Annotated in this window: 19 protein-coding genes and 1 tRNA gene; 11 read left to right on the top strand and 9 right to left on the bottom strand. The window is 62.5% G+C overall.

What is annotated here, in order from left to right:
- The first annotated feature begins 103 nt into the window (after window positions 1-103).
- Window positions 104-1,846, top strand: a complete 1,743-nt coding sequence (locus AUL28_RS14010) for a DUF4153 domain-containing protein (protein WP_062233676.1) — start codon at window positions 104-106, stop codon at window positions 1,844-1,846.
- A 54-nt stretch (window positions 1,847-1,900) separates the two neighbouring features.
- Here the strand turns inward: AUL28_RS14010 and trmFO are convergent, their stop codons facing one another.
- Window positions 1,901-3,325, bottom strand: coding sequence for a methylenetetrahydrofolate--tRNA-(uracil(54)-C(5))-methyltransferase (FADH(2)-oxidizing) TrmFO (trmFO, locus tag AUL28_RS14005; RefSeq protein ID WP_062233674.1), 1,425 nt, complete (start codon window positions 3,323-3,325; stop codon window positions 1,901-1,903).
- 205 nt (window positions 3,326-3,530) lie between these two features.
- A complete protein-coding gene (locus AUL28_RS22150) occupies window positions 3,531-3,674 on the bottom strand; it encodes a DUF1127 domain-containing protein (RefSeq protein WP_082640465.1) in 144 nt (47 codons plus the stop codon).
- 300 nt (window positions 3,675-3,974) lie between these two features.
- Here AUL28_RS22150 and AUL28_RS14000 point away from each other — a divergent pair.
- The 6 genes from AUL28_RS14000 to AUL28_RS13975 all read left to right on the top strand — a co-directional run bounded on the left by AUL28_RS14000 (window position 3,975) and on the right by AUL28_RS13975 (window position 10,938).
- Window positions 3,975-4,058, top strand: a tRNA-Leu gene (locus AUL28_RS14000).
- A 77-nt stretch (window positions 4,059-4,135) separates the two neighbouring features.
- On the top strand, window positions 4,136-5,491 hold the full coding sequence (gene tig / locus AUL28_RS13995; protein WP_062233760.1) for a trigger factor: 1,356 nt from the start codon (window positions 4,136-4,138) through the stop codon (window positions 5,489-5,491).
- A gap of 193 nt (window positions 5,492-5,684) precedes the next feature.
- Window positions 5,685-6,317, top strand: coding sequence for an ATP-dependent Clp protease proteolytic subunit (locus AUL28_RS13990; protein WP_058633518.1), 633 nt, complete (start codon window positions 5,685-5,687; stop codon window positions 6,315-6,317).
- A gap of 242 nt (window positions 6,318-6,559) precedes the next feature.
- Window positions 6,560-7,828, top strand: coding sequence for an ATP-dependent Clp protease ATP-binding subunit ClpX (clpX, locus tag AUL28_RS13985; RefSeq protein WP_058598256.1), 1,269 nt, complete (start codon window positions 6,560-6,562; stop codon window positions 7,826-7,828).
- Between the two features lie 239 nt (window positions 7,829-8,067).
- Window positions 8,068-10,494, top strand: a complete 2,427-nt coding sequence (lon, locus tag AUL28_RS13980) for an endopeptidase La (RefSeq protein ID WP_062220394.1) — start codon at window positions 8,068-8,070, stop codon at window positions 10,492-10,494.
- A 165-nt stretch (window positions 10,495-10,659) separates the two neighbouring features.
- Window positions 10,660-10,938, top strand: coding sequence for an HU family DNA-binding protein (locus AUL28_RS13975; RefSeq protein WP_058598258.1), 279 nt, complete (start codon window positions 10,660-10,662; stop codon window positions 10,936-10,938).
- A gap of 708 nt (window positions 10,939-11,646) precedes the next feature.
- On the opposite strand, the gene AUL28_RS13970 is transcribed toward AUL28_RS13975, so the two are convergent.
- The gene (locus AUL28_RS13970) at window positions 11,647-12,570 is read right to left on the bottom strand and encodes a hypothetical protein (protein ID WP_062233671.1); all 924 of its coding nucleotides are present in this window, start codon (window positions 12,568-12,570) and stop codon (window positions 11,647-11,649) included.
- A gap of 505 nt (window positions 12,571-13,075) precedes the next feature.
- Between AUL28_RS13970 and AUL28_RS13965 the strand changes: the two genes are divergently transcribed.
- Entirely contained in the window at window positions 13,076-13,276 is a 201-nt protein-coding gene (locus AUL28_RS13965; protein WP_062233668.1) for a hypothetical protein, read from the top strand.
- Entirely contained in the window at window positions 13,273-13,578 is a 306-nt protein-coding gene (locus AUL28_RS13960) for a DUF3572 domain-containing protein (RefSeq protein ID WP_062233666.1), read from the top strand. Before AUL28_RS13965 ends, AUL28_RS13960 begins: the two co-directional genes overlap by 4 nt.
- A gap of 7 nt (window positions 13,579-13,585) precedes the next feature.
- Here the strand turns inward: AUL28_RS13960 and AUL28_RS13955 are convergent, their stop codons facing one another.
- A complete protein-coding gene (locus tag AUL28_RS13955; RefSeq protein WP_156420013.1) occupies window positions 13,586-14,668 on the bottom strand; it encodes a PIN domain-containing protein in 1,083 nt (360 codons plus the stop codon).
- Window positions 14,669-14,827: 159 nt separating this feature from the next.
- Here AUL28_RS13955 and AUL28_RS13950 point away from each other — a divergent pair, with 159 nt between their 5' ends.
- Both AUL28_RS13950 and AUL28_RS13945 read left to right on the top strand, forming a co-directional pair.
- Complete coding sequence (locus AUL28_RS13950) at window positions 14,828-15,205, top strand: hypothetical protein (RefSeq protein WP_062233660.1); 378 nt, start codon at window positions 14,828-14,830, stop codon at window positions 15,203-15,205.
- Between the two features lie 32 nt (window positions 15,206-15,237).
- Window positions 15,238-15,621, top strand: coding sequence for a hypothetical protein (locus AUL28_RS13945; protein WP_062233657.1), 384 nt, complete (start codon window positions 15,238-15,240; stop codon window positions 15,619-15,621).
- On the opposite strand, the gene AUL28_RS13940 is transcribed toward AUL28_RS13945, so the two are convergent.
- The 5 genes from AUL28_RS13940 to AUL28_RS13920 are packed head-to-tail and all read right to left on the bottom strand — an operon-like array spanning window position 15,618 to window position 17,860.
- Window positions 15,618-15,830, bottom strand: a complete 213-nt coding sequence (locus AUL28_RS13940) for a helix-turn-helix domain-containing protein (protein WP_062233654.1) — start codon at window positions 15,828-15,830, stop codon at window positions 15,618-15,620. The two genes, AUL28_RS13945 and AUL28_RS13940, sit on opposite strands and share 4 nt — an antisense overlap.
- Window positions 15,831-15,859: 29 nt before the next feature.
- Window positions 15,860-16,342 (bottom strand): hypothetical protein, encoded by a 483-nt coding sequence (locus AUL28_RS13935; protein ID WP_062233651.1) that lies wholly within the window; start codon window positions 16,340-16,342, stop codon window positions 15,860-15,862.
- The gene (locus AUL28_RS13930; RefSeq protein ID WP_062233648.1) at window positions 16,339-17,250 is read right to left on the bottom strand and encodes a hypothetical protein; all 912 of its coding nucleotides are present in this window, start codon (window positions 17,248-17,250) and stop codon (window positions 16,339-16,341) included. Before AUL28_RS13930 ends, AUL28_RS13935 begins: the two co-directional genes overlap by 4 nt.
- Window positions 17,247-17,558 carry a hypothetical protein gene (locus AUL28_RS23025; protein WP_062233645.1) on the bottom strand — a complete coding sequence of 104 codons (312 nt, stop codon included), beginning with the start codon at window positions 17,556-17,558 and terminating at the stop codon, window positions 17,247-17,249. The genes AUL28_RS13930 and AUL28_RS23025 overlap by 4 nt, the downstream gene beginning before the upstream one ends.
- Window positions 17,555-17,860 carry a hypothetical protein gene (locus AUL28_RS13920; RefSeq protein WP_062233642.1) on the bottom strand — a complete coding sequence of 102 codons (306 nt, stop codon included), beginning with the start codon at window positions 17,858-17,860 and terminating at the stop codon, window positions 17,555-17,557. The genes AUL28_RS23025 and AUL28_RS13920 overlap by 4 nt, the downstream gene beginning before the upstream one ends.
- Between the last annotated feature and the right edge of the window lie 175 nt (window positions 17,861-18,035).

Raw genomic sequence — 18,035 nt, 5'->3', positions numbered from 1 at the left:
ATTACAAGGAACCGGTTCTGAAAGCGGAAGAGGGCATTGCATCAGTCCGCTTCGAACCGGGATGGCTCCCCTGAATCGCTGGTTCCGAGTTTGAGGATCGATCATGCTGGGACGCATCGCAGGCATCGGTCGTGGTCTCGCCCATAACGCCGCGTCCGGTCTTCAGAGATTCCCCATTCCTGCCTTGTTGATCGTGGCCTTCTCGGTTGCGTCCAATCTCGAGGCCGGTTCAATCGATGGTTTCGACCGTTCGCTCCTATTTTTGACCGCACTGTCGCTCGCCGCAATGGCTGGGTTAATCGTCGCATTGGCGGCGGAAGGGCAGGGATGGGGGCGCCTGATCGGTCTGCTCTTGTCGATGGGGACGGCTGGATGTGTCGGAGCGATCGTCCTCTTCGTCGACGTCTCACCTTATCAACTAGCCGGCCTCTCGTCCGCCATGATGTTCGCCGTGCCACTTGCGCCTTTCGTCCGGCACGGCGGCTCGGACGAATTCTGGAGCTTCGGTCTTTGGGCGGCGGTCGGGCTCGTTATCGCGTTTCTGTCCGCCTGCGTTTTCCTCGTCGGGCTCTACGCTATCGTGGAAATGGTTCGAACCTTGTTCGACACCGATCTTTTCGAGAACGCAGATCGCTACGTCCTCGTGACAGGGCTGACGCTCGTCGCACCGCTGATCGCGCTCGGTCGCGTGCCCGAAGTGTCTCCGTCCCCCGTCATCTCAGGTTCCGAAGATCGACTGGCAAAGGCGATTCGGCCGTTGTTCGACTGGATTCTGGCGCCGCTCGTCTGGCTCGCAGCGTTGGTGCTTCACGCCTACATCATTCGCACGTTGCTCTCGGGCGGTTTGGAAGCGAGCGAAGCGCGGTGGCTTCTATTCGTGTTCTGCAGCCTTGCGCTGATGCTGAGAATCGGCGCTGACCCATTTGCGCCGTCCAGCGCGACGTCGACCCGGCTTTTCCATCGGTACTGGGTTGGCGTGACGATCGCTCCCATTGCGACCCTGGCAGTCTCTCAATGGCGCGAGGTGGATGTGTGGGGCCTCACGCCATCGACCTACTACTCCGCCCTGTGGATCGCGACCTTCGCTGGCATCGTTCTCATTCAGATCGTCCCTCGCGCCCGAGGGGATATTCGCTGGATGGTAGCCATTCCCATGACGGCCATGATCGCCTCCAGCTTCGGCCCCTGGAGTATGATCGCCAGCGTCGAACGAAGCCAAACATCGGCTCTTCGTGCTTTGAGCGTGGATGTCTGGCGAACAGGCGATTCCCGTCGGCGCGCGGAGATTCGCGAGCGGCTTGCCATCCTGGAAGATGTGGGAGGTATGGACGCGGTTCGCTCAGCATTGCCCGCGCAGTTGGTCGCCGACAAACATCTGGACGGTTCGATGTCTTCGCTTCCCGTTTTGTTTCAGGCGCTGGGCTGGGACAGCCCAGCAGAGCAACCGACGCTGATCCGCTCCTTTCGCGCACCGCAAGGCCAAGCCGTTTCGCTGACGGGCTATGACCTCGCGCTGATCGATCTACAAACGGGGAGCGGCGAGGAGCAGACTGGACGAGGGCGTCTTGAGCTAGAGAGCGATGGCCGTCGTTTGGCGATCCATTTCGAGGGTCGCGCAGACCATGTCGAAACGGGCCTGTTGCTACGCAGGCTGATCGAGCTGGGCGTGTCGGTGGCCGAGCCTCTGGTGCTCGACCTTGGTACGGAGAACGGGCGCGGGATCAGGCTTTATGTCACGCGCGCGAACTACGAGAGCCAGCCACCACGGCTCACAGCGCTGACCGCCACACTATTGATCCGCGCCGATCAGTGGCATGTGTCGCCCGGCGCTGAACCGGCGCGCTAAGGATTGGGCGGACGCCGGCGGCACTCGCGGAACCACCGATGCCGGATGGCCGAGCTATTCTGCAGCTTCGGAGAGGGATTCGGGTTCGGACGTGTTCGCCAGCCAAGCTGCGAAGTGCTCCAGGGCACGTGCGGACAAAGCCATTTTCTTGGCGATGGTCTTCTCCTTGCCGCGAAGCCGTTTTCCTTCTTCGCGAGGAATGGTGATCGGCGGGAACAAACCAAAATTGACGTTCATAGGCTGGAACGAACGTTTGCCGGGTTCCTCATCGGTCACGAGATGACCGCCGGTGATATGTCCTAGCAGAGCGCCCATAGCGGTCGTCGCGGGGGGCGGCGAGACGATCTGGCCCTGCGCTTCCGCAGCCGCGAAACGGCCCGCGAGAAGACCGATCGAGGCCGATTCCACATAGCCCTCGCAGCCTGTGATCTGCCCGGCGAATCGCAGGCGCGGCAAGCTTTTGAGCCTCAACGTCCCGTCCAAAAGCGTCGGCGAGTTCAGGTAGGTGTTGCGATGCAAGCCACCCAGCCGCGCGAACTCGGCATTCTCCAAGCCCGGAATGCTGCGAAAGATACGTACCTGATCGGCATATTTCAGCTTCGTCTGGAAGCCGACCATATTGTAGAGCGTGCCGAGCGCGTTGTCTTGCCGCAATTGGACGACCGCATAGGGCTTGATGTCCCGCTGATGCGCGTTGGTGAGGCCCATCGGCTTCATCGGGCCGTGTCGCAGCGTCTCGACGCCGCGTTCCGCCATCACCTCAATGGGAAGACACCCGTCGAAATAGGGTGTGCCTTCCCATTGTTTGAACTCGGTTTTGTCGCCGGCGATCAGCTGCGCGACGAAACTCTCATATTGATCGCGATCGAGAGGGCAGTTCACATAGTCCTTGCCCGTCCCGCCGGGGCCGACCTTATCGTAGCGGGACTGAAACCACGCCTTCTCCAGATCGATCGTCTCGAAATGAACGATAGGGGCGATCGCATCGAAGAAGGCGAGTGCATCCGCGCCGGTCGTATCGCGAATGGCTTCAGCGAGAGCAGGAGCGGTCAACGGCCCGGTCGCGACGATGGTCGAACCCCAGTCTTCGGGCGGCAGGCCGGCGATTTCCTCGCGGCGGATTTCCACCAGCGGATGAGCGGATAAAATCTCGGTGACGGCCTCGGCGAAACCGTCCCGATCCACGGCCAACGCCCCACCGGCGGGCACCTGATGCGCGTCGGCGCATCGCATGATCAGCGAGCCCGCAAGGCGCATTTCCGCATGGAGAACGCCCACCGCATTGGTCGAGGCATCGTCCGAGCGGAACGAGTTGGAGCAGACCAACTCCGCCAAGGCATCGGTCTTGTGCGCGTCCGTTTCGCGGACACCGCGCATTTCATGAAGAATAACGGGCTGGCCCGCCTGCGCGATCTGCCAAGCGGCTTCCGAGCCGGCAAGGCCGCCGCCGATAATGTGAATGGGTGTGATCTTGGTCATACCCTTGTCTTACCGCATCGACTGCCCGATCGGAACGGGCTTCGACAACCAGTCGGGTGCGAAAGACATATCCCCGAAACGACAACACCCGCCGGGGGAGGACCGGCGGGTGTCGTTAGGAAGCCTGCGATGGGAGGAGGAGCCGCAGGCTTGCTGTCCACAAGGGCTCATGGGAGGAGGAGAGAGCCCGAGGGATAAAGGGAATTCAGCGAACGGCCTGACGGGCGACCGACGGGATGTCGGACCGGGCGATACCGAGATCCGACAATTCGCGCTGCGAAAGGCGGTTCAGCTCGGTGCAGGTTTCGCGGTAGCGGCGCCAAGTCGAATACGAGCGGATAATGTTCATCGGTCGGGTTCCGTGATCGGTTCTAATCGATTGAAGTCGAGATCGAGAGGCGATCCGCTTCCGTGGTCACAACATACGGGAGCCTACTCCCGACTGGTATGGCCGGGCTCGCATGGCAGGTCTGCGAATGATGCAATGCAACATGAACCGATTTAAACGATTGGGACGGCGTTTCGGCGCGGCAGCTCGGCGCAAGGCGCATACAACTGGCTTTGTCGCAAACCTGTTTTAAACTTTGACGCGGCAGGCACCGATGATATAGAGCGCGCGTCGTGCAAGCCGTATGGTTCACGACACCGGGCGGGTGTGGCGGAATTGGTAGACGCACCAGATTTAGGTTCTGGCGCCAAAAGCGTGGGGGTTCGAGTCCCTCCACCCGCACCATGTCTGAACCCAGGCAAACGAGATAGACGCGCGACGACGGACCAGGGGCCGCCGTCGCAGACCATAAAGGGTTGATGATGCAGGTTAAGGAAACCAAGGCCGAAGGCCTGTCGCGCGAGATCGAGATCGTCGTGCCGGCGTCGGACCTTGAGGCACGGCTGCAGACCCGCCTCTTCGAAATCAAGGATCAGGTGAAGATCAAGGGCTTCCGGCCCGGCAAGATCCCGATGAGCCATATGCGCAAGACATATGGTCGGTCGATCATGGCGGAGATCGTGAACCAGATCATCAACGAGACGCCGCGTTCGGTGATCGCGGAGCGCAACGAGCGCTCGGCCATGCGTCCCGAAATTCAGATGACGGAAGACGAGTCCGAGGCCGAGAAGGTTCTGCGCGGCGAGGGCGATTTCCGCTTCACCGTGGCTTACGAAACCCTGCCGACCTTCGAGCTCAAGGGCACGGACGGGATCAAGATCGAGCGTCCGGTCGTGGAGATCGACGAGACGGAAGTCGAGGATCAGGTCAAGCGTATCGCCGAGAGCGCGCGCACCTTCCAGCCGAAGGATGGCGCGGCCGAGAACGGCGATCGCGTCACGATGGATTTCGTCGGCAAGGTGGATGGCGAAGCCTTCCAGGGTGGTTCGGCGACCGACTCGAATCTCGTTTTGGGCTCCGGCCAGTTCATCCCCGGCTTCGAGGACCAGCTCGTCGGTTTGTCCGCTGGCGAGGACAAGACCGTCGAAGTGACGTTCCCCGAGGATTACGGTGCCGAGCACTTGGCCGGCAAGCCCGCGACCTTCGAAGTGAAGGTCAAGGCCGTCGCGAAGCCCGATGAGATGGAACTGAACGACGAGTTGGCCAAGAAGCTCGGCCTCGAGTCGATCGATCGTCTGCGCGAGATCGTGCGCGGCCAGATTGAAAGCCAGTTCGGTCAGGCCACGCGCCAGAAGGTGAAGCGTCAGCTCCTGGACGCGCTGGACGCGGATTATTCGTTCGAACTGCCCTCCAAGCTCGTCGAAGCCGAGTTCCAGAACATCTGGGCGCAGGTGACGCGCGAACTGGAGCAGAGCGGGAAGTCGTTCGAGGACGAAGACACGACCGAGGAAAAGGCGCGCGACGAGTATCGCAAGCTCGCCGAGCGTCGTGTTCGTCTCGGTCTCGTCCTCTCCGAGATCGGCGAAAAGGCCGGCGTCACGGTGTCCGACGAGGAACTTCAGCGCGCCGTGATCGAGCAGGTACGCCAGTATCCTGGTCAGGAGCAGCAGGTCTACGACTACTTCCGCAACACGCCGGACGCGGTCCAGAGTCTGCGCGCCCCGATCTTCGAAGAGAAGGTCGTGGACCATCTTCTGGCCACGGTGGATGTCACCGACAAGACCGTTTCCAAGGAAGAGCTCCTGAAGGACGACGAGGACGAGGCCGTCGCGGCCTGATCATTGGACGTAATGACCATTTGAAGGCTGGCCCATGGGCCAGCCTTCTTCGTTTTCAGCGGACCGTAACGCTCCAGCGGCCAAGGTTGCGAAGCGGCCCGGCAAAGCCCTATCTAGGGGGCTCCGGACGAAAGCCCGATTCGACGCATTGCGGTGGCACCACCGACCCCTCCATCAACGGACGATTCCTCCTATGAAGCATCCCCTCGAAACCGCGATGAACCTCGTGCCCATGGTGGTGGAGCAGACCAATCGTGGAGAGCGCGCCTACGACATCTTCTCGCGGCTGCTCAAGGAGCGCGTGATTTTCATCACCGGGCCGATCGAGGATTCGATGGCCACGCTGGTCTGCGCTCAGCTCCTGTTCCTGGAAGCCGAGAACCCGAAGAAGGAAATCTCGCTCTACATCAACTCGCCGGGCGGTGTGGTGACGTCCGGAATGGCGATCTACGACACGATGCAGTTCATCAAGCCGGCCGTGTCGACGCTCTGCATCGGGCAGGCGGCCTCCATGGGGTCGCTTCTCCTGTGCGCGGGTCACAAGGATATGCGCTTTGCCACGCCCAACGCGCGCATCATGGTTCACCAGCCCTCGGGTGGCTTCTCCGGCCAGGCCTCGGACATCGAGCGCCATGCTCTGGACATCATCAAGCTCAAGCGTCGTTTGAACGAAGTCTATGTTCAGCATACGGGCCAGGACTACGAGACGATCGAACGCACGCTCGACCGCGACCATTTCATGACGGCCGACGAGTCCCGCGAGTTCGGCCTGATCGATAAGGTCTATTCCTCGCGTGAGGCGCTGGAAACCAGCACCGCGAACTGATCGACGAAACGACCTTGATGTTGCCATCGCCGGTTTCTACCTTGAACGGTGGAAGCCGGCGTTGTCGTTAAGCGTCGATCAAGGATGATCCGGCTACCTTGTAGTGACGGAACTGCGACGAAGCCTTCTGCCGGTCGACTTGAACGATTGCTTTGTGAGCGTTGCAGCATAGGATGACGAAAAGGGTCTGACGACCCATCTCCGGACCTCCAAGTCCGAGGTGCGGAACGGAAGGAAGAACGATGAGCAAAGTGAGCGGCGGCGATAGCAAGAACACGCTCTATTGCTCTTTCTGCGGAAAGAGCCAGCACGAAGTCCGCAAGCTGATCGCCGGGCCCACGGTCTTCATCTGCGATGAGTGCGTCGAACTCTGTATGGACATCATCCGCGAGGAAAACAAATCCTCGATGGTGAAGTCGCGCGAGGGTGTGCCGACTCCGCAGGAGATCATTGCGGTTCTCGATGATTACGTGATCGGCCAGTCCTTCGCCAAGAAGGTTCTGTCCGTTGCGGTGCATAACCACTACAAGCGCCTGGCCCACGCGCAAAAGAACAATGACGTCGAACTGGCGAAGTCGAACATTCTGCTGATGGGTCCGACGGGCTGCGGGAAGACGTTGCTGGCGCAGACGCTGGCGCGCATCCTCGACGTTCCGTTCACCATGGCGGATGCGACGACGCTGACCGAAGCCGGTTACGTCGGTGAGGATGTCGAGAACATCATTCTCAAGCTGCTGCAGTCGGCCGACTACAATGTCGAACGCGCGCAGCGTGGCATCGTCTATATCGACGAGATCGATAAGATCAGCCGCAAGTCCGACAATCCTTCCATCACGCGCGACGTGTCGGGTGAGGGTGTTCAGCAGGCTCTGCTGAAGATCATGGAAGGCACCGTCGCGTCGGTTCCTCCTCAGGGTGGTCGCAAGCATCCTCAGCAGGAGTTCCTGCAGGTGGATACGGCCAACATCCTCTTTATCTGCGGTGGCGCTTTCGCCGGTCTCGACAAGATCATTTCGGATCGCGGTCGCAAGACGTCGATCGGCTTCGCAGCCAACGTCGAATCACCCGAAGATCGTCGCACCGGCGAACTGTTCCGCCGTGTGGAGCCTGAGGATCTTCTGAAGTTCGGTCTGATTCCGGAATTCGTCGGTCGTCTGCCGGTTCTCGCGACGCTGGAAGATCTGGATGAGCCCGCGCTGGTTCAGATCCTGGTGGAGCCGAAGAACGCGCTCGTGAAGCAGTATCAGCGCCTCTTCGAGATGGAGAATGTCGAGCTGACATTCCACGAGGACGCCCTGAAGGCGATCGCTCGCAAGGCCATCGAGCGCAAGACAGGCGCTCGAGGCCTTCGCTCGATCATGGAAGCCATGCTGCTCGACACGATGTTCGACCTGCCGACGCTCGAAGGCGTTCGGGAGGTGGTCATCTCGGAAGAGGTGATCGATGGAAACGCGCGTCCGCTCTATATCTATTCCGAGCGGAAGGACGAAAAGGAACCGGCGAGTGCCTGATCGTCTGAACACTTCGAAAGTTTGATCGTTGGATGGCCCGTTCCGGCAAGACACCGGAGCGGGCCATTCGCTTTTATATTCCGTTGAGCGACCGACCCGCTCGTTCTTTCGCGTCGCGCCAGACGCTTGAACGGGCCGGAGGAAATAGCCACATTGCAGTTCGATGACGGCTTTCGTCTCGGTGCCTGAAAGGGCCGGGATGAGGGGCCTCCAGCGGCTCAGCCGCAGAAAGGAATTCCATGTCCATTCCGACATCCGCCAGCGGTCACGGCTCCGAGAACGCGCAGACCTATCCGGTTCTCCCACTCCGTGACATCGTGGTGTTCCCGCACATGATCGTCCCTCTTTTCGTGGGGCGGGAAAAATCGATCAAGGCTCTTGAAGAGGTCATGGGGTCGGACAAGCAGATCTTGCTTGCCACTCAGAAGAACGCCGGCGACGAAGATCCCGCGCCCGACGCGATCTATGATCTCGGCACGCTCGCCAATGTTCTACAACTCCTGAAGCTGCCTGATGGAACCGTAAAAGTTCTGGTCGAGGGAATCGCGCGCGCGTCGATCACGGATTTCACTGATCGCACCGAGTGGCACGAAGCCAATGCCTTCATCGTCGAAGACGAGGAAGACGATCAGGTCGAAGTCGAGGCCCTGGCCCGCTCCGTGATCTCGGAGTTCGAGAATTACGTCAAGCTGAACAAGAAGATCTCGCCCGAGGTTGTCGGCACGGCCGGTCAGATCGATGACTATTCCAAGCTGGCTGATACCGTGGCGTCTCATCTTGCGATCAAGATCCCCGAAAAGCAGGAGATGCTCGGGATCGTGAGCGTTCGTGAGCGGCTGGAGCGGGCCCTCGGCTTCATGGAGGCCGAAATCTCGGTGCTCCAAGTCGAGAAGCGCATCCGATCGCGCGTCAAGCGTCAGATGGAGAAGACGCAGCGCGAGTATTATCTGAACGAGCAGATGAAGGCGATCCAGAAGGAACTCGGCGACGGCGAGGAAGGCCGCGACGAGTTGGCTGAGATCGAGGAGCGTATCAAGAAGACCAAGCTGTCGAAGGAAGGCAAGGAGAAGGCGTCCGCCGAGTTGAAGAAGCTCCGGCAGATGAGCCCCATGTCTGCCGAGGCGACGGTGGTCCGCAACTATCTCGACTGGCTGCTGGGTCTGCCTTGGGGCAAGTCGTCCAAGGTTCGGATTGATCTGAAGCGCGCCGAGGAAATTCTCGACGAAGAGCACTACGGTCTGGATAAGGTGAAGGAGCGGATCGTCGAATATCTGGCGGTTCAGGCTCGTCAGCCCAAGATCAAAGGTCCGATTCTCTGCTTGGTCGGCCCTCCGGGGGTCGGTAAGACGTCGCTCGCCAAGTCTATCGCTCGCGCGACGGGCCGTGAATATGTCCGTATGGCACTGGGTGGCGTGCGCGACGAAGCGGAGATTCGTGGTCATCGTCGAACCTATATCGGCTCGATGCCCGGCAAGGTCATTCAGTCGCTCAAGAAGGCGAAGCGGAACAACCCGCTCTTCCTGCTCGATGAGATCGACAAGATGGGCCAAGACTTCCGTGGCGATCCGTCGTCGGCGATGCTGGAGGTGCTCGATCCCGAGCAGAACGCGAGCTTCATGGACCATTATCTGGAGGTCGAGTACGACCTCTCGTCCACGATGTTCGTGACGACGGCGAACACGCTGAACATTCCCGGTCCCCTCATGGATCGTATGGAGATCATTCGGATCGCCGGCTACACCGAAGACGAGAAGGTCGAGATCGCCAAGCGGCACCTTCTGCCGAAGGCCATCAAGGACCACGCGTTGCAGGACAGCGAGTTCTCGGTCTCCGAAGATGCGCTTCGCGAGATCGCCCGCCGTTACACGCGGGAAGCCGGTGTGCGGTCTTATGAGCGTGAGCTGATGAAGCTCGCACGGAAGGCGGTCACGCAAATCGTGCGGGGTGATGTCAAGTCCGTCGCTGTGACGGCCGCCAATCTCGCCGACTACCTGGGCGTACCACGTTATCGTTACGGCGAGGCGGAATTGTCGGATCAGGTTGGTGTCGTCACGGGCTTGGCCTGGACGGAGGTGGGCGGCGAGTTGCTGACGATCGAAGGCGTCATGATGCCCGGCAAGGGCAAGATGACGGTGACGGGCAATCTTCGCGATGTGATGAAGGAGTCGATTTCCGCAGCTGCGTCCTATGTCCGCTCACGAGCCATTGAGTTCGGGGTCGAGCCGCCACTGTTCGACAAGCGTGACATCCACGTTCACGTTCCAGAGGGCGCGACACCGAAGGACGGACCGTCGGCGGGCACCGCGATGGCGACGGCGATCGTTTCGGTGATGACGGGCATTCCCGTGCGTCGTGACATAGCCATGACGGGGGAGGTCACGCTACGCGGCCGCGTCCTGCCCATTGGTGGGTTGAAGGAGAAGCTGCTCGCGGCTCTGCGCGGCGGCATCAAGACGGTGCTGATTCCTGAGGAGAACGCGAAGGATCTCGCGGAAATCCCGGACAATGTGAAGAACAGTCTCGAGATCATCCCGGTCTCGCACATGAACGAGGTTCTTGCTCACGCGCTGATACGCAAGCCCGAACCGATCGAGTGGACCGAGGTGAGCGAGCCGACGCCCGCCCGTGATTCGGGAGAGGATGCCTCCCCCACGATCGCTCACTGAAAGCGATCGACCGCTAAAAACGAAGAGATGCCGCCCTCTCGGGCGGCATTTTGCTTGCAAAAGCCTTGTTTCGAGGGCTTCTGGTCCATCTCTCCTTGAACCTGGGCGGCATTTTCAGCATCGTGACCGCCTGAGTCGGGAAGACAGAACGTTTGGAGATTTGGCATGAACAAGAATGAGCTCGTATCCGTCGTTGCGGAGAAGGCAGGTCTTTCGAAGCAAGACGCAACGACGGCTGTCGATGCCGTCTTCGATGCGCTCCAGGCAACTATGGCCAAGGGCGACGACGTCCGCCTCGTCGGCTTTGGCACCTTCTCCGTTTCGCACCGCGCCGCCTCGAAGGGACGCAATCCGTCGACGGGTGCGGAAGTCGATATTCCCGCCCGCAACGTGCCGCGCTTCACGCCTGGCAAGGGGCTCAAGGACGCCGTCAACGCGAGCTGACCACGTTCATAGAATGCAGTTTGGAAAGCCGACGCTCGCCGTCGGCTTTTTTTTGGGGGGGGAAGCGGGGGCCTTAGGAAGATCCGTGGCGTAGGGGACGATATGCAAACCATTGCGTGGGGAGCGGAGCCGTAGAGGCCAACGCCGCGATGCGTTTTCGGGGTCGGACGACGACGTACGACAACACGACCGAGAGCGGTGTTTCGTACAGCAACGGCATACGAGACCGCTGAAGCGTCGCTTTCACGGGATGATGGATATCGTGATGAAAGGGTATGAAACCCTGAACCGCAATCGAACCGGCGTGGTGGGCGATGACAGGCTCGAACTGCCGACATCCTCGGTGTAAACGCGAGGGACCCGCCCGGTAGTCCTTCCGACCATCAGGATCGGACCCTCGACGAAGGATTGTCGCCGGCGTCCGATCTTCCCGCCGAAGGACCCGCGCTTGCAGGGAGTCGGCAGGGAGTAAGGATTTCCCGCTCTCCGAGGCCTAAGACCGGGAGGGCGAAAATCCCGCCGCCGCAGGGGGCGGAGGGGTGGTGGGCGATGAGGAACTCGAATCCCCGACATCCTCGGTGTAAGCGGGGAGGGCGCGGCGGGAAAACCTTGAACTGCAGGGGATTGACGGCATCCCAGTAGGATTGCGGAGCCTCCGAAAGACGGTTCGAAGAACCCCCTGCGGCAGGGAGCGCGCAGGGGGAAGAATTACCGCAGGATGGCCGCGACGACCACCGCGGCCGCCAATCCCCATACGGCCGTCGCCAGCCCGCGGATCCTCCGAGCGACGTCCGTCTGAGGGGCGGCCGGCGCGGGAGAAGCCCGCGCATCCCTCGGGACTTCGACGTCCGCCTCTTCTTCGGGGGACGCCTTGCGCTCCGCGACGTCCCAAATGAGGTGCGACATCGAAACGCCCGCGTACGACTCGCGGAGCATGGCGTAGTCCTGCGGATGCCACGGTTCCGCGAGCGACCGCTCGACCTCGGTCTGGTAGAGCAGGGCGTCCAGATGCATGGTCAGCACCGGCGCCGCACCAGTCTCGCGGATCGTCCGCTCCAGCGCCTCGAGGACTTCGGCCCGGACGGCGATATCGACGGAGAGATACTCGTTTTCATCCGAGACAGGATCCTGCCGATCGCCGCTCCAGAGGAACATGCTGCCGACCTGGTCGTCGCCGCCGAAGGAGCGGACGTTGACGTGAATCCGCCGGAACCGTCGATCGTAATCTCCCTGAGGCTTGCCGTCCCGTCCCGCTTCGAAGACCTGCACGGTCCTCTTGTTGACGATCTCGCCCCATCCCTCGAGGCGGCGGACGTCGGGGTTCCTGGCCAGAACGATCTCGCGACGCTGGATGTCTTCTAGGCGTTGCCGATCGTCGGCCGACATGCCGGCATAGTCGGCGTAGGCCGCCTTCAGGATCTCGTCGTCACCCTCCTGATGCCCGGCGCCGAAGTCTCGCTCTGTGCTCGCGAGAGACCGGGTGAGGCGATAGTCGTCGATCCGCAGCGTGAGGCCGTGCCATTCCCGATAGTAGTGGAACGTATGGCCGTCCGGCGTGTCGTATCGGATCGCGATCGGGTTGACGAAGGTGCGGACCTCGCGGGGAGGGGGCGGGTTCGGATTCTTCGGCACGGTCGCTCCGGATCAGACTTCTGCTCGAGGATGGCACGACCGCCATCATCCGTCGCCAAGGATTTCGCCCCAATCCACGGGGCGAAATCCGGGCATCTTCTCCGAATCCTGTGCTCAAATTGAAAGGGCGCCGCCAGCTTTCCTCACCGGCGACGCCCCGCATTTCATCCAGACCAACCGGAGGCCTCGGGATCAAAGTGGCCGTCTTCCTCACGGCTGACTAACGCGTGGCCCATCCGTCCGACGCTCGAATCGGAACGTAGGACGCTCCCCGCCGCTCCGCAACCCGCCTTCTCCGATCGTCCCTGCACCCTGGTTAACGGAACTGTTCGACCCTGCATGTCATGGTCGATATCGCGACCATTCGAGCGCTTAGTGCCTTGCATATAAGTCATCGGACCCACCGAGAAACTTATCCACAGCACTAGAACGAAACCAGAACAAAAACTCGACTCCGGACGTTGCGAAGGTCATCCTGACGCGCCAGAATCGAAGGACCTCCCTCATGTCCAAGCTTGCAGAACGCCTCATCGACCTCCCGTTGACGGACGACCTCGAAGCCGCAGTCGACGCCGCCCTCGCGACCTCCGGCGGCGACGCCCGTCTCGCCATCCAGAGCCTGATCCTCGGCCAGCGATCATTGATGGAGGCCTACGACAGCCGCATCAGCGCGGGCTACGTCCGGAAGGGGCTCGGCCGCCGATGATCCGCGAACGCACCCCCGATACCGATCCCGACGCCATCGGTATCGAAGCCCTGAAGTTCATCGCCAGCCACCAGGACTTGATCGACCGCTTCGTCGAAGTCACGGGCGTTGACGTCTCCCAGCTGCGTCAAGCCGCGGCCCAGCCCGGCTTCTTCGTCGGTGTGCTGGACTTCATCCTCGCGAACGAGGCCGACGTGCTGGACCTGGCATCGCAGCTGGCGATGCGGCCGGAGGGAATCGGGAAGGCTAGGAACCTACTGGCGAAGCGGGACGGTATCCAACCGGAGGACTACCTGTCTTGAGGCGGCGTCAGCGATCGTCGTCGAAGTAGTCATCATCGTAGCCGTCGTACGGCTCCTCGAAATCGAGGGCCGTGAGAATCTCGACCCTCCCGATGTTGCGGTTCATGCGATCGTATTCGAGGAAGAATCGTCCCCTGACGGCGTCGTCCCACTCGTCCAGACCCATCGCCCTGCCGCCGTCCTCGTCCTCGATCTGTCCGATCCACTCGACCTCCAGGCCGACCAGTGCCTTGAACTTGGCCGTCATGGCGACGGTAGGTCCGTGGACGGACAGGACCTTCCAGTTCTCCGTCAGACCGATCTCCCTGAGATCCGTCGAATGGACCGTAGCGGCATCGAGGGTCGTGCCACGGTAGATGAACTCCGCCGTCCGCAGTGCGACGTCCACGCGCTCGAAGAGCTGGTCAATGAAATCCTGCTCGTCGACGATCTGATCGATCAGCGCGACGACCTGGGGATCCTTGGCCTCAGCGAGCATGGCGAGGAAGGCCGGCAATCCAGGAACGGGGACGAGCTTCTCGACCGATCCCGCGTGCGCCAGCATCGCCTCGTCCAAGGTGACGATATGGACGTCCTCGCTGTTCTCCCAGGCCCATATCCTGGCCGCGTCGACGATGAAGGCGTCCGGAAACTCCTTGCTCTCCCTCGGCTGGAACGGCGCCTGGCGCGTCATGTACCGTTCGAGGATTCCCGGCAGCTCGATAGCTTCGAGGTCGTGCTGGACGGCACGGAATTCTGTCAGGAGCCGCAGGACGAACCTGGTCCTCGCGGCGGTCACGGCGGCGGAGACGTCGATCGAGGGCCCAATCGCGACGGCGTCGAGCGGGAAACGCCTATTCCATGACTCGAGGTTCCTGGCGTTCTTGCGCTGCTCCCGCGCCATCTCCTCCATCTGCTCCGTCAGCCACCGTGTCACCTCGAACAGGATCAGGAGATCGAAGTGGAGCACGAGGTCGAACTCCTCGACCGCGGCCTTCAGCTCGGTGAAGAGCCGGCTGTCCAGGTTCACGCGCTCCTTGATGAAGACGTTGCTGTCGATGAGAAAGTGGCGGCTACGTGGGCCTACGGGCACGGCGATCAGCTCGGCCATCTCGAGCTGCTCTTCGACTGCGACTGCTTCCGACATTCCGACCCCGAACGATGCCCGCCGAAGCTAGCATCGGCGACAGCTGCGGTCACTCCATCGCCCGTCGTGGACTCGAAGAGTCGTTCGTCCGATCATCCAGCGTGGCAATCCGGAGAATCGCCAATGCGCACTGCCCTCGTCGCCCTGCTGCTGGTTGTCGCCGGTCCCGCCGCCGCGGCGCCCGGCTGCGTCCTTCCGACCGTCGAAGTGAAGCTCCAGGCGAGCAGCGTCTCGACGAGAGACCTAGCCGCGATGTCGGACGGAGACCTGAAGACGTTCCTGCGCGGCTACGCCGACGGCCTGCGGACGATGCCCTTCCTGTCCGTGCCGGCGGAATGCGCCGATGCGGCGGAAGCCTGCCTGAAGGCGCGGACGGACGACGAGCGGGTCGTGGACCTCAGACGGTTCATGGCGGATAACCCCGGCGACTTCGACAATCCAGCGTCGGTGACGGTCTATGAGACCGTGCTCGCGAAGTGCGTCTACGGAGACAACGAATGAGAGCCTTAGTCGCTATCGTCCTGCTCGGAACGATGGCGGCCGACGCCGCCGCGGCCTCGATGGTCTGCGAGACCTACGGCGTCGGCGCCGACGGTCTGAAGTCCAAGCGCCGCTTCGTCCGGATGACGACCGACGGAACCGACGGCCTCCTGGTGGCCCGCGCCGAGGGCAAGGCGCCGGCTGAGGACGCGGAAACGGATCGCTACGGAACGGTATGGCGCTCCGACGACGGGCTGCGCGTGGTCGCCTCGTCGATATCGCGGCCTGGCGGCAACTCGCTCGATTCGCCCGTCCGGCTCCTGGACGCGGACTTCGCCCGCGGTCGATTCCGCGAGGAGACCATGGGGGGCGTGACCGACCTCGATGAGGTGATCGACGACGGAAAAGGCGGGCAGGAGTGCCGGCGCCTGGACTAGCCGTTGACAATCTCGGCGGTTGGAACGCTGAAATGTCGCGCCAAGACGGCCGCCTGCGCCTGCGTGATCGGCCGGCCGTGCTCGAGCGTCCGGAGCAGCGCGACGTGCAGCCGCGTGCCCCGCTCGACGTCGTCCAGAGACTGGCCGGCGGCGTCGCGGAGGGCGCGGAGGCGGGCGGCGGACGAGAGGCGCGAAAATCGTGCGGGCATACCGCACGCATTCCGGGTGGCGGGTGCGGTCACGACAGGAGCCGGAGGCCGCGGTCGTGCGCGGCGGCCTTGATCTCTCCGACCTCGTCGTCGCCACCCCTCTCGGCGGCGTCGAGGGCGTCGAGGGCGTCGAGGAGGTCGTGGTCCGACGCCTCGAGGACGCGCCGGCGGACGATCTCCACGCGAAGGGAGTCGAGGACGGACTCCTTCGCGTTCCGGCGGATGGTCTGGTCGGACATGCTCGACTCGTCGCCGATGTAGATGTCCGCGACTTCGACCACGCCGAGACGGGCGCGCACGTCCATGGCGCCGCCGCCGAAGGGCTCGCACTTGGTGATGCAGTCCTCGGTCACGCACGCGAGGAGGAAGGGGTACGACTTCCGGAGATCCCAGACGTGCTTGTCGAGGCGGGCGAGCGCGCCTCGGGCCATCACGGCGGCCTCATCGGCTCGGGCGTCGGGGAGTTCGGCGATGGCGGCGAGCGTCTCGCGGACGGAAGCGAGTTCGGTCATGCGGCCGCTCCCGTCGTGGCGTGCGCGGAGCTCTCGGCCCGGACCGCCGGACGGAAGCCGGGGCGCAGACCGGGCTTGAAGCCGGCGCCGTTCTGAGACGTCTTCACCGCTGCGTCCACGGCGGCGTCGCGCTCCTCCTTCGTCTCCACGGGCGCCTCGGCGACGGTCTCGGACGCGACGGCCGGTTCCCGCCAGCCCACGATGCGCTTCCAGATCGACCTGACGGTCTCGACGTCGTCGCCGTTGTACGTGCGAATCCGCTCGAACTCGCCGCGCTCCCAGGCGTCGGCGACCATCAAGCCGTCGAAATCGGACTTCGTCGGCAGGCCGAGCGCGAGCGCCAGGCGGTCCTGCGAGATTCGGCCGCCGACGCCTTCCCAGACCGTCATGGTGTCGAAGACGGCTTCCTTCTGCCAGGGCTTCGCCTCGACCGGCCACCATTCCGGCACCTCGACGCCGAGCACGATCGAGCGCTTCCAGAGCCAGCGCACGTCGAACGCCACGATGTTGTGCCCGACGAGCGTCGGCGGCTTGCCGATATGATTCCGGACGCGGTTGCAGGCGGCGAAGAACCGGCCGAGGAGCTTGCGCTCCTTTTCGATGTCGTAGGCGGCGGGAACGTCGCCGACGGCCGGCCTGGCGCTCGTCGCCGAGACCACCGGGCCGTTCCCGACCGCGAACGCGATGCTGGCGATCCGGCCGAAGCCGCCGTCGAAGCTGGTCTTCGCGACGGCCTCCTTGAGGACGCCGGGCCGCTTCTCGGCGTACCACGCCTCGATCGTCTCGGGCTTCGACATGTTGCTCGGCACCTCGATCTTGGCGTCGAGGTGCTCGATGACGTCGGCGCGGTTCGTCGGCAGCGTCTCGCCGTCGAAGAAGATGTGGTGGTCGATGTCGGGCTTGCTCATGCGTTCTCCTTCTCCATGTTGGTGAGGCCGAGGACGTGCGCACGGATGTGGATGGCGTTCTCCGTGCGGACGTGCAGCCCGGCGATTTCGCGGTAGGTCAGTCCGGCGGCGACCTCGCGCCGTAGGTCGTCCTCTTCGCGGGGGCTCCATCGCCGCTTCCGGAAGTCGGCGCCGATGATGCAGGCTCTCTGCATGACGGCGGTGTGCGTGCGGTCGAGGTGCTCCGCGACGCGTGCGTAGGGGACGCCCTCGGAAGCCTCCAAAAGAAGCACGGCATCGTCCTCGGGGGTCCAGCGCGTGTTCTTCATGCGCCGGTCCGACCGGCAACGTGGTCGACGAACTCGGCCGGGACCTTGAAGCGTTGACCGATGCGGCGGGACGACCATCCCTGGGCGGCGAAATGGAGGATGCCTTCCTTCGTGGAGGGGAGGATCCGGTCCCAGGCGACGAGCCCTGCGCGACTGGCCATGCTCTGGACCGTCGTGATCGGCCGGCCGAGCGCCTCGGCGGTCTGACGCATCGTGGATCCGGTCGCGAGAAGGCGACGCATCTCCACGCGCTCCGCGTCCGTCCACGGCCTTCCCGTTATGGCGCCCTTCGTCTCCGACATGCGAATTCCAGCCTTTCTATCGCTGGAAAATGCGCCCTCCACGGTTCGGTTTCAAGTATTACCGTTGTGTACGGACACGGAAAATCAGCAAAATGCATTCGCAAGGAAAGTAATGTCGAACAATGTTCAAATTCTTGCGCGAGAAAGGAGATCGTTCGACTTTCGAAGGATTTCG

The sequence above is a fragment of the Aureimonas sp. N4 genome (genome assembly GCF_001463925.1).
In the GTDB taxonomy this organism is placed as follows: Bacteria; Pseudomonadota; Alphaproteobacteria; order Rhizobiales; family Rhizobiaceae; genus Aureimonas; species Aureimonas ureilytica_A.
This window is presented reverse-complemented; position numbering and strand designations above follow the sequence as displayed.